The sequence below is a fragment of the Pseudomonas sp. HMSC066A08 genome (assembly GCF_001813025.1).
Taxonomy (GTDB): domain Bacteria; phylum Pseudomonadota; class Gammaproteobacteria; order Pseudomonadales; family Pseudomonadaceae; genus Pseudomonas; species Pseudomonas aeruginosa.
In genome coordinates this window covers 1-10,436 of record NZ_KV811199.1, presented here as the reverse complement: position 1 = coordinate 10,436, position 10,436 = coordinate 1, and the positions used below count along the sequence as shown (strand labels likewise).

Sequence of the window (10,436 nt, the reverse complement as noted above, 5' to 3'; positions counted from 1 at the left end):
CGGCACGCCGCCCAAGGAGCCGAACGAGCGTGTATGGGCGTCAAATAACATCTCATGGCCCTGGCTCGGATACGCCACAAGCCAGAACGCACGGCTGGCACACAGCTTCAGATGTGCCACCTGCATACGCCGGTAAATGCCGCCGACCAGCAAGCCTTCCTCGCTCCAGTCAAACTGAAACGCCTCGCCAAGAGCAAAGGTCAGCGGCACAAAGGCCTGCGACGCCTTGCCCTGTCCCCCTAGCCAGGCACGGATAAACGCGGTGAGCTGGCTGTAGCCACCGTCATAACCATCGGCTTTGATTTGCGCCAACAGCGCCTTGGCACTGCGCCGCTGTTGCTTGGGGCGCAGAGAATCGGCTTTTAGCGCCTGCTCTAGCGTGGCGTGAAAAGGGCTGAGTTTGTTAAAGATCGCGCGGCGTTGGTAGACCGGCGGCTTGGCCTCAGGTGCTCTGACCCACTTGCGAATCGTGTTGCGCGCCAACCCGGTGCGCTTGGCTATCTCATGCAGCGACAGCTTGTCGCGGAAATACATCCGGCGGATTTTGCCCATCATTTCCATACTGATCACCCTGTGTTCTCCTGCTCAAAAATTGAGCAGAAGCAGTTGAACACCTGGGTCAGTTTTCAGTCGGCAGAACAGCCTCTACTGGGTCAGTTTTCGGTCAGCGGCAACAGCTACGACCTTTTCGGCGGACATTTCGCACGGCTTCAACAATGTCCTATCTGATGTAACGCGGAAGAGGTTGAAGCTGACAATGTCAGTCCCGTCCAACTCCCTGGCGAACAGACTGTTGCGACGTCCGTCCCCAGATCGCCGGACGATCAAGCTGAAACGCCGGCCTTCATAAGTCCCTTCTCTGTATCCCTCCGCAAGCTTCGCGAAAGCGGCATCGAACTCGGAATGCTCCATGTCATCCATCCTTATTGATAGAACAGAGGCGCGGCGGGTGCGAGACCGCCAGTGCCGGGTCGCGCTAAGGTGCCGGGCAGATTCCTGCAGCCGACGAGGCCCGGGGTGGGCAGGATAATTGAGATGTCGGCGCCCGCATGGCTATCAGCGAAGTCGTCCGTCCAGTCTGCTAGGCAACGTCCACGCCTTTCCAGAAAGCGATGTAATCCCGGATACCCTCGGCATCCGGAGTGGGGGCGGGATAGGTCCAAGCGGCGTTCACGTTGAGCGCGTCACCCGCGCGAACATGAAAGAAGCGCGCGGCGCCTTTGATCGGACAGACAGATGTGTGCGGGCTCATCTCAAGCAGGCTCAGGTCGACTCCTGACGGTGGGAAGTAGTGATTTCCCTCGACGATGACTGTTTCGTCGCTTGTGGCGATAGTAGTGTCTTTCCAGATGGCTGAGACCAACGGACTCTCCTTTTGTATTCATCAACCGGCGAAGGCTCGCGGGCTGGCTGCCCCAAGCCGCACCTCCTCAGGTGGCAGGCGGGTTGCGCCCGAGAAGTTTGTCGAGCTCGCCTCTGACATCGAGCGCGAATAGCTCATCGGAGCCACCGATAAGGGTGCCATTGATGAAGATCTGCGGCACGGAGCTTCGCCCCGACGCTTCCGCCATGGCCTGCCGGTGAGCCGGATCCGCCTCAATATCGAGCTCCTTCCATCGCACGCCCTTTTCCTTGAGGAGCGCCTTCGCTCGGCGGCAGAACGGGCACCAATTCGTGGTGTACAGCAATACATCAGTTGTCATATTGCATCTCCGGCAGTTGCACGCGGATCGCTGTCATGGCGTTGATCTCCAATTCGCGGCGTTCAAAGATGGCGACTGCACCTTGGCCGACATCGGAGCAGATGCTGACGATTGGCCGCTATCCAGGCGACATGGCCCAAAGTGCTTTCACCGCCAGGCAGAGGCCGCACGCGCCTCCTGTAGCGCCGAGCCGATGCTCTAAGGTAACCGAGCCTCGATTGGGACGGAAGCGGTCCCGCTCGAATCGCCCATCATGCTGGTCGAGCATATCAGGACGACGGATAGTGCAGGAACTTTCAAATTGAGCTTGATGTCGAGCCAGGTATCGCGAGCGAAGGCGTTCTAGAGGCCGGGGGGTACGAAGACTGTGTTCGGCAAAACGGTTCACGTTGATCGCCAAAGCTTCCCAGGGCGCACGTCTACGATCGGCGCGACGTGAGATAGCTCGCGCCGCTAGCCCCCGTAGCGCTCCGTCTTGATGATGGAGGCGTCCAAGCCCGCCAGCAGCGCGCTATCGGTTGCGATGTTGACGAATCCGTTAGACCCGCAGACGAACACTTGCGTCGGCTTTCCCTGAAGCCTGGTTAGAATTTCTTGGACCATCATGCCGTCGATCCGTCGCGCAAAGTCCGATGCGCGAACCGGTTTCTCGCGCGTAATCGCGAGCGCCAGGACGAACGCCGGATCGCTGATTTCGATGCAATGAAGTTCTTCTGAGAAGAGAACGTCCTCGGCGGTTCGTGCGGACAGGAGCAACGCTGTCGGAACGGCTTGGGCCAATGCGCGGCGCTGCCGGATCATTGCCATCAACGGCACGAGGCCGGAGCCTCCCCCGATCAACAGAACCGGATCTATGGCAGGCTCAGGCCAAAGGAAATGGCCACCGAGCGGACCGCGAACTTCGATTTCGTCACCAATCGCCGCGATGTCGTGAAAAAACGGCGAAACTTCGGCATCCGGCATGCGCTCGATAGCTATCTCGACGATCGGGGTCGAAACTGCCGATGACGCGATCGAGTAGCTGCGCATTGCACTGTAGCCGTCGGGCGCGGTCAGCCGGATATCGACGTGCTGACCTGCGGTGTGCGCGAACGGCTTGCTCAACCGAAGGAAGAAGCTCTTGATACTCGGTGTTTGCTGGATGATGTCGTCGATCACGCATGATTGCCACGAACGGACTTGCGCTTCGTTTTCAGTCATGGGTGTATCGTTGTTCGCGCCACGGATCGCCGTAGATGTGATAGCCGTGCAGCTCCCAAAAGCCGGCCTCGTCACGCGTCGTGAATTGCAGCGCATTCACCCATTTGGCGGATTTCCAGAAGTAAAGGTGCGGCACTAGAAGACGCGCCGGCCCCCCATGATCGCGGGAAAGTGGCTTGCCCGCATAACTGAGGGCGACCATCGCTTTCCCGGAAAGCAGATCCGTCAGAGGGACGTTTGTCGAATAATTATCGTAGCAGTGCGCCAAGACGAAATCGGTAGGCCGATCAAGCTCTGCATCTGCAAGGATGTCTTCAATGAGTACACCCTCCCAAACGGTATCCAGTTTGGACCAAGAGGTGACGCAGTGAATATCCTTTGTCACCTGGGTCTTTGGTAGAGTGTTGAATTCGCCCCAATTCCACGTTTTGACGGGCTTCGGACCAATTTTGACTGTGAATTTCCAGTCGGAGGGCTCTACCCTCGGCGTAGGGCCGGCCGACAGAACAGGGAAATCCTCCACCAGATGCTGACCTGGCGGAATCCGATCGGACTGGTCGCCTGAACCGCGACCGGTGAAACCTCTGGTGACCATAGTGACCCCTCTTGCTCGATACGGCAGACCGAAGCCGGCCTTCATTTCAGTACTCTGCGTAAAGCATTTGCCCGCACATCCGCCGAATAAGCCAATCGACTAAAAATCAGATACAGATGCTCTATCATCGTAAAAAATCGCGTATCGAACATAGCGTCAGGCCAGCATGATTCCCAATACCCAATGGCTATAGGGTAGATAACCCCAAGGCTGCGTACGCTGATCTGCGGTATGCGGAGCGGAAGTTGCAGGTTCGCTCTCAAACGGATGGGCAGCGTGCAAAGCTCAAGGCTCACCAGCGCATGGTTGCCCAGTTCGCGCTCGCCGGCAGCTTGAGTATATTAAGGACGAAATGTCGATCTGATCTATTCTGGCTTCAGGAAATAGGGAAAATAAGGTCGGACGTTCGCGCACCGTCGCGACGCGCGATCATCCACTAAGCTTCTGTATCGGGGTTGGAGGATCAGATGAACGAGATCGAACGACAAGCGCCTGAGCTGCGGGTGCAAAAATGGATTGGCAAAGATGGGGAAAGTATCGCGCCGTTCAAACTGTCAGATATCGGGCCCGGCCCGAAAATCTTGTTTGCCTTCCAGCATTGGTGCCAAGGTTGCCATTTGCATGGGTTTCCGACGCTACAAAAGTTGCATGCAGCGTTGAGCTCAAAAGACGTGGGGTTCGCAGTGATCCAGACCGTCTTCGAAGGAACGCATGAGAATACCTTCGAGAAGTTGCGCGTGAACCAGCTCAAGTATGAGCTTCCTATCGTTTTCGGTCACGACGAGCAACCGACCGGCTCGCCGTTTCCAACCTTCATGGAAGACTACCGCACACGAGGAACTCCGTGGTTTACGGTTATCGACGCTGGCGGTAGCATTGTTTTCTCGGACTTCCATCTCGACGCGGAGCGACTAGTGAAGCAACTTGAGCAAGGTTAATCGTTGGAAGGTGGGCAATCATCCTGATTGCCACCCATCCCCTGATGCCCACTACAGGCGTTGCGCGCTGTAACTCTGTTGATCAGCGTGCGAAAACCCGGATCCGGATAGGAGGAGCGTCAACGATTGAATCAATCCGTTGGGAGAGGGCGGCTCCGCTCCGTCAGCTCGGCAATAGATAACCCATTCTCGCCGAGCAACTCTCTGATCCGATCGACGATATGAGCCCCTAGCGCCGCTGTCTTGGTCCCCCCCACAGATTCCCAAGATGCGAGTTCACACGCCGATACCTCGTGGTCAGCGCCGAAGTGCTTCTGTCGGTATGTCACCGCCGCCCTTCAATGATAAAGGCGCGGTAACGGGAACCGGCAAAGCGATGAGCAGCGATGGTTTGGTAGGCGGGACTGTCATACCAGTCGCGAGCGGCCTGCATCGTCGGGAAACGCAAGATTACGGCCCCTTCGATGGGCGGCCCCTCCAAATGCTGGATCGCGCCATAAGCGGCGAGAAAGGTAACGTCGTGACCATCGAACGATGGTCCGACGCCTGCAGAATAGGTTGCGAGTGCATGTGGGTCGCTGGTTTCTTCCCGCGTAAAGACGACGAACGCTTCCATCATTAGGCCTCTCAAAGGTTGGATCTGTTGGCCATTACCACCGGTGATGGCCTCACAGTCGTCAGGCTGGCAACTGGAACCCGATTTTCATGAGTGCCTCGACGCACGCATCCTGATCCTGCTGATAGTTGCCTCCGGAGATGCCTATGCCGCCGATCAACTTCCCATCCTCCAGAATCGGATAACCGCCGCCGACAGCGACCATCCGAGGGCGATAGGCTAGCGGCGCCACTTTTGGATCGTTGGTCACATAGTCGTTCCAGACATGGGTCGGGAACCCAAACGAGGCGGAACTCCAGGCCTTGTCGATGGCAACATCGACGGTAAGGAACGGCGCATCGTCGGTGCGCTCGAACGCGCGCAGGTTACCGGTGGCGTCGACGACGGCGACGGCAGCCGGGATGCCGATGGCACGGGCCGCAGCGAGCGCCGCGTCGATGAGGGCGACTGCGGTTTCGCGGTTGATCGAGGCGGTGGCAATAGATTTGGTCATGGGATTCTCATCGCTGGGGCATAACCCGTTCGGCTTTTTGAGGTTGGACAAGATGTTTGGCGATCGCGGTCGTTAGAAGCCTTCGAGGACGATCTTGCCTTTAGCCGCGCCACTTTCGATCAGTGCATGCACCGTCTTCAGATTGGCGGCATTGATCGGCGACAGTCGCCGGGTCAGCGTCGTGCGGATTTTGCCGTCGTCAACCAGCGCTGCCATCGCATCCAGAATCTCGCCCTGCTCATTCATGTCGGGCGTGCCGTAGATCGACCGCGTGAACATCAGCTCGTGGTGGATCGACACCGCCTTGCGCTTGAAAACCATGATATCGAATGCCTTGGGATCGTCGATCAGTCCGAACCGTCCTTGTGGGGCGATCAGTTCGGCGATGTCGGCGACATGTTGCTCGGTATGTGTGGTCGAAAAGACGAAAGCGGGAGCACCGATGCCGAGTTCGGCGATCTGTGGCGCGAGCGGACGAGAATGGTCGATGACGTGGTGAGCTCCAAGCCCTCTTACCCACTCTTGGGTTTCCGGTCGAGAGGCTGTGGCGATGACGGTGAGGTCCGTGCGCTGTCGCGCGATCTGGACGGCGATCGACCCAACCCCGCCCGCGCCACCGATGATGAGGATCGCCTCCGCCGCACCGGGTACGGGCTTCGCCACGTCCAGGCGGTCGAACATCGCCTCCCAGGCCGTCAACGTCGTCAGCGGCAGCGCCGCCGCTTCCGCCCAGGAGAGCGACGCAGGTTTGTGACCGACAATCCGGGCGTCGACGAGATGGAACTCCGCATTGGTACCGGGCCGTGTGATCGATCCGGCATAATAGACCTCGTCGCCTAACTCGAACTGCGTGACGTCGGGGCCGACCTCGCGCACAATCCCGGCGGCATCCCATCCCAGCACCTTCCAATCGCCATCTGCCGGCGGCGTGCTGTTGCGGACCTTGTAGTCGACCGGGTTGACCGAGACGGCCTTCACCTCAACCAGGATATCGTATCCTGCAGCGACAGGCCGAGGCAGATTGATGTCGACCAGCGCGGCATCCGCGGCGATGGGTCCCGGAACCTTGTAACCAATGGCTTTCATAAATGTCTCCAGCTTGCTTGATCGGATGACGCGAATGCTCGTTAGTCAACTTCTTCTACATTGAGGTCCCGACTCTTGAACTGGGTCGCGGTAGCAGATTTCATCGAACACGTCGATCAACAGGCCCTTATGCTCGGTCGCCGGATCGGTGATCGCGTAGAGGGTGGAGGCGTTATCGCCATCATCACCGCTTCCGAGGCGAAACGCCGCGTCGACGCAGATGCCGCACGGACCGATGGTTGATCCTGGCTCGAGATCGACGAGATTGCTGTCCTTGACGCGCTATTCGCGGTCTTAGCCCTTGGCGATGAAGGACTGAACTGCTTGTAGAGCGTCGGTCAGCTGCTATGTCATGGACGCACCTTCATCTTGAGTTGGATTGGACAAGCTTCCGTATAAGGCCCGCTGTAACCGTCAGATGACGGCGAAGAAAACGATGGGCAGTATTCACAGCCACTTAGCCTTCTTGAAGCGCACAAATAGGAAAACGCACGATATCGCTATCACTCCGAGCACGACAAAGTATCCGTAGGCCGTGTCCAGCTCCGGCATGTGCTTAAAGTTCATGCCGTATATTCCAGCGATCGCCGTCGGGACTGCCAGTATTGCCGCCCAAGCCGCCAGCTGGCGGGTGATCACCCCCGTCCTTTGCGCTTCAAGAAGGCTGCTGGCCTCAAAGACCGTGGACAGGACAAGCAGGAGGCCGTCGACCATGGACTGCACGCGGTGGACATGGTCCGCGACGTCGTGGAAATATGGTGTCATTTCGGCGCTGATGCAGGGAAAGTGGCCGCGAACGAGCTTTCGCACCAGCTCGGCCATAGCCCCGAGCGTGCGCTGGAACCGCGTGAGTTCGGACCTTAGTTCGAAGATTCGCGCCACCTCTTCTGGCCCGAGGAAATCGTGCAGCGACCGTCGCTCCATCGCCAGGACGTCGTCCTCGATCATTTCGAAGATGGGCAGATACTGGTCGACCACGCGATGCAAGATCGCGTGCAGCACATAGTCGACACCCTTGCCGAACTGCGTCGGCGATGCCTCGAGTTGCTCCCGAAGTTTGCCCAGCGCTCCGGCATTGCCGTGCCGCACGGTGATAAGGTGATTGTGACCGGTGAAGATCGCCATCTTGCCGTAGCTGATCCGGTCGCCGACCAGCTCGGCGGTCTGCGCGACGACGTACAACTCATCGTTGTAGACCTCGAGCTTGGGCGGGCACAGCGGGTGCATCGCGTTGTCGATCGCCAACGGATGAAGATTATATGTCCTTTGGATCGCGAGTAGTTCCTCGGGGGTGGGTTCGCTAAGCGCGATCCAGCAGAAGCCCGAGCGACTCTCGCCCAACTTGACGTGCTCATCGAGCGCGATTTCGCGAACTCGCTTGCCTTCGTTGTAATAATAGGCGGCGATGATGCTCATGCTGGCCTCGCGGGAATGTGGAGGCCACGCTGGACGGCCGGTCGAGCCAGCCCGCGTCCAAGCCATGCGCGGACGTTCGAAAAGCTGCTGAGGCCAAGGATGTCACCCGCAGCGTAGAATTCCACCAGCGCATTCACCCAGCCGAGCGTCGCGATGTCCGCGATCGAATAGTCGTCGACGATCCAGTCGCGGCCTTCCAGCCGGCGATCCAGAATCCCCAGCAGACGCGTGGATTCGTCGATAAAGCGCTGTTGCGGCCGCTTGTCCTCATAGTCCTTGCCGCCAAATCGCAGGAAGAAGCCGAGCTGACCGAACATCGGCCCGATGGCCGACATCTGAAAGAACACCCACGCTAGGGTCTCGTAACGCTGGCCTGGTTCGGTGGAGATGAACTGACCCGTCTTGTCGGCCAGATAGAGGAGGATCGCACCGGATTCCCATAAGGCGATGGGTCTACCGTCAGGGCCAGCCGGATCGATGATCGCCGGTATGCGTCCGTTCGGGTTCAGCGACACGAACGCCGGATCCTTCGACTCGTTGTTCGAGATGTCGATCAGGTGGGGCTCGTACGCCAGGCCAGTCTCCTCAAGCATGATCGAGACCTTGACGCCATTGGGCGTAGGGGCTGCGTAGAGTTGCAGGCGATCGGGATGAGATGCCGGCCAGCGCTGCGTGATCGGAAAGGACGAGAGGTCTGGCATAAATCTGCGATCCTGGTGTTGCGATGGCGACTGACTGGAACGAGCCGTCACTCTGAAGTAGGGTTCGATGACCGCGTCGCTGAACGACGCGGTCACGAAGATTGCGGACCGGATCGGCGCAGTGGCAACGGCAGTGAAGCCTATTCCGCCGCGGTCCCGGCCGCTGGCTGTACGTCGTCAACCTTTTGGCGCTTCGGAAGCACCCAGCCGGGACGGACGAAGTGGCAGGTGTAGCCGCCCGGGCGCTTCTCCAGATAATCCTGGTGATCGGGCTCGGCCTCCCAGAACTCGCCGACCGGCTGGACCTCGGTCACCACTTTGCCATCCCACAGCCCCGAGGCATCCACATCGGCGATCGTATCCTCGGCGACGCGCTTCTGCTCCTCGTCGACATAATAGATGCCCGACCGGTAGGAGAGCCCACGATCATTGCCCTGGCGGTTCAGCGTCGTCGGATCGTGGATCTGGAAGAAGAATTCCAGGATGTTCCGGTAGCTCGTCACTGTCGGGTCGAAGACAATCTCGATCCCCTCGGCATGCGTGCCGTGATTACGATACGTGGCGTTCGGAATATCGCCGCCCGTGTAACCCACACGGGTCGAGATGATGCCGGGCCGCTTGCGGATCAGATCCTGCATGCCCCAGAAACATCCTCCTGCGAGAACAGCGCGCTGATGCATGTTAAGCCTCCTCTACTTGATCGAGATATTCACCGTATCCCTCGGACTCCATCTCGTCGCGCGGGATGAAGCGAAGGGACGCTGAGTTGATGCAGTACCGCAGACCGCCGCGGTCGGAAGGACCATCGGGGAACACATGGCCGAGATGACTGTCTGCGTGTACTGACCTGACCTCCGTCCGGACCATGCCGTGTGCGCTGTCCCGCACCTCCTTCACGTTTGCCGAAACGATCGGCTTGGTGAAGCTGGGCCAGCCAGTACCCGAATCGAACTTGTCCGTCGAAGCGAACAGTGGCTCTCCCGACACTATGTCGACGTAGATGCCAGGCTCCTTGTTGTCGTTGTACTCGCCCGTGAAGGGCCTTTCGGTGCCCGCCTCCTGGGTAATTCGGTGTTGCTCGGGAGTCAGGTGGTCGATTGCTGTCTGTGACTTTTCAAACTTCATTACAGTCTCCAATACTTATCTAGAGGGCCAGGCACGCTACCGCTAATTTTTTATGTCTCCTGATTTGCTCCTACAATGGTAGTGGGATGGCAAACGAGGTTTTACTAAGTGTTGGAAAATTAGAGATTTAAATTTCGCGTCTATTAATTATAGCGCAACTGAGTGGTTAAGCAAGTACGTAATCAGTAAATATTAAAAAAATAACACAAAAGCACGATTATATAATACAGTGTCAGTGTTTTATGATAATCAACAACGCCTGTTTAGATGCTGGTAGATGCGAATTTTTTGGCGTACAGTCAAAATTTTCTGATGGTTGCTTAGTGTGTTGGCGCTGATGGAAAATTGACCCACCCTGCCGATTGAAATTTGACCCAGGGCGGATTGCTGATTTTGTTACCAGCAACTGTGGATAAGTCTACCAGCGCAGCTGCTGTTGCCCCCACTCCTTCGCTAGCCCAGTTCAGTTGTTTAAGACCTGCCACACGCAGCCATGTAGCAGGCCGTCGTCGCCATGAAATCAGAACGGCTCATCGTCCTCCGGTTCCTGGCCGCCCTTACGC

The 10,436-nt window shown here is 58.0% G+C and carries 15 protein-coding genes; 2 read left to right on the top strand and 13 right to left on the bottom strand.

What is annotated here, in order from left to right:
* From istA to HMPREF2886_RS01655, 6 genes are all read right to left on the bottom strand, one after another.
* Positions 1 to 561: IS21 family transposase (istA, locus tag HMPREF2886_RS01680; protein ID WP_256562477.1), on the bottom strand; the 561-nt coding region annotated here is incomplete at its 3' end.
* A gap of 84 nt (positions 562 to 645) precedes the next feature.
* On the bottom strand, positions 646 to 912 hold the full coding sequence (locus HMPREF2886_RS01675) for a hypothetical protein (protein WP_070746644.1): 267 nt from the start codon (positions 910 to 912) through the stop codon (positions 646 to 648).
* 169 nt (positions 913 to 1,081) lie between these two features.
* Positions 1,082 to 1,363: a DUF427 domain-containing protein gene (locus HMPREF2886_RS01670; RefSeq protein ID WP_003464986.1), complete on the bottom strand. Its 282-nt coding sequence runs from the start codon at positions 1,361 to 1,363 to the stop codon at positions 1,082 to 1,084.
* Between the two features lie 67 nt (positions 1,364 to 1,430).
* Entirely contained in the window at positions 1,431 to 1,703 is a 273-nt protein-coding gene (gene grxC, locus HMPREF2886_RS01665) for a glutaredoxin 3 (protein ID WP_005005995.1), read from the bottom strand.
* Positions 1,704 to 2,156: 453 nt separating this feature from the next.
* Complete coding sequence (locus HMPREF2886_RS01660; protein WP_002118292.1) at positions 2,157 to 2,903, bottom strand: ferredoxin reductase; 747 nt, start codon at positions 2,901 to 2,903, stop codon at positions 2,157 to 2,159.
* Positions 2,896 to 3,498 (bottom strand): sulfite oxidase-like oxidoreductase, encoded by a 603-nt coding sequence (locus HMPREF2886_RS01655; protein ID WP_003464980.1) that lies wholly within the window; start codon positions 3,496 to 3,498, stop codon positions 2,896 to 2,898. Before HMPREF2886_RS01655 ends, HMPREF2886_RS01660 begins: the two co-directional genes overlap by 8 nt.
* 467 nt (positions 3,499 to 3,965) lie before the next feature.
* Between HMPREF2886_RS01655 and HMPREF2886_RS01650 the strand changes: the two genes are divergently transcribed.
* Positions 3,966 to 4,436 carry a TlpA family protein disulfide reductase gene (locus HMPREF2886_RS01650; protein WP_003464979.1) on the top strand — a complete coding sequence of 157 codons (471 nt, stop codon included), beginning with the start codon at positions 3,966 to 3,968 and terminating at the stop codon, positions 4,434 to 4,436.
* Positions 4,437 to 4,761: 325 nt separating this feature from the next.
* Here HMPREF2886_RS01650 and HMPREF2886_RS01645 read toward each other — a convergent pair whose 3' ends face one another.
* The 3 genes from HMPREF2886_RS01645 to HMPREF2886_RS01635 form a co-directional block, all read right to left on the bottom strand.
* Positions 4,762 to 5,055: a DUF1330 domain-containing protein gene (locus HMPREF2886_RS01645; RefSeq protein WP_003464978.1), complete on the bottom strand. Its 294-nt coding sequence runs from the start codon at positions 5,053 to 5,055 to the stop codon at positions 4,762 to 4,764.
* Between the two features lie 58 nt (positions 5,056 to 5,113).
* Entirely contained in the window at positions 5,114 to 5,545 is a 432-nt protein-coding gene (locus HMPREF2886_RS01640; RefSeq protein WP_005006001.1) for a GlcG/HbpS family heme-binding protein, read from the bottom strand.
* Positions 5,546 to 5,617: 72 nt separating this feature from the next.
* Positions 5,618 to 6,631, bottom strand: coding sequence for a zinc-binding alcohol dehydrogenase family protein (locus tag HMPREF2886_RS01635; protein WP_002118279.1), 1,014 nt, complete (start codon positions 6,629 to 6,631; stop codon positions 5,618 to 5,620).
* 75 nt (positions 6,632 to 6,706) lie between these two features.
* Between HMPREF2886_RS01635 and HMPREF2886_RS34690 the strand changes: the two genes are divergently transcribed.
* Positions 6,707 to 6,874, top strand: a complete 168-nt coding sequence (locus tag HMPREF2886_RS34690) for a hypothetical protein (RefSeq protein ID WP_016487060.1) — start codon at positions 6,707 to 6,709, stop codon at positions 6,872 to 6,874.
* Positions 6,875 to 7,078: 204 nt separating this feature from the next.
* Here HMPREF2886_RS34690 and HMPREF2886_RS01630 read toward each other — a convergent pair whose 3' ends face one another.
* The 4 genes from HMPREF2886_RS01630 to msrB all read right to left on the bottom strand — a co-directional run bounded on the left by HMPREF2886_RS01630 (position 7,079) and on the right by msrB (position 9,873).
* Entirely contained in the window at positions 7,079 to 8,047 is a 969-nt protein-coding gene (locus tag HMPREF2886_RS01630) for a magnesium and cobalt transport protein CorA (protein WP_003464971.1), read from the bottom strand.
* Positions 8,044 to 8,748 (bottom strand): glutathione S-transferase N-terminal domain-containing protein, encoded by a 705-nt coding sequence (locus tag HMPREF2886_RS01625; protein WP_003464969.1) that lies wholly within the window; start codon positions 8,746 to 8,748, stop codon positions 8,044 to 8,046. The genes HMPREF2886_RS01630 and HMPREF2886_RS01625 overlap by 4 nt, the downstream gene beginning before the upstream one ends.
* A gap of 140 nt (positions 8,749 to 8,888) precedes the next feature.
* A complete protein-coding gene (gene msrA / locus HMPREF2886_RS01620; RefSeq protein ID WP_003464967.1) occupies positions 8,889 to 9,428 on the bottom strand; it encodes a peptide-methionine (S)-S-oxide reductase MsrA in 540 nt (179 codons plus the stop codon).
* Between the two features lies 1 nt (position 9,429).
* Positions 9,430 to 9,873, bottom strand: a complete 444-nt coding sequence (gene msrB, locus HMPREF2886_RS01615; RefSeq protein WP_023294903.1) for a peptide-methionine (R)-S-oxide reductase MsrB — start codon at positions 9,871 to 9,873, stop codon at positions 9,430 to 9,432.
* Positions 9,874 to 10,436 lie beyond the last annotated feature (563 nt).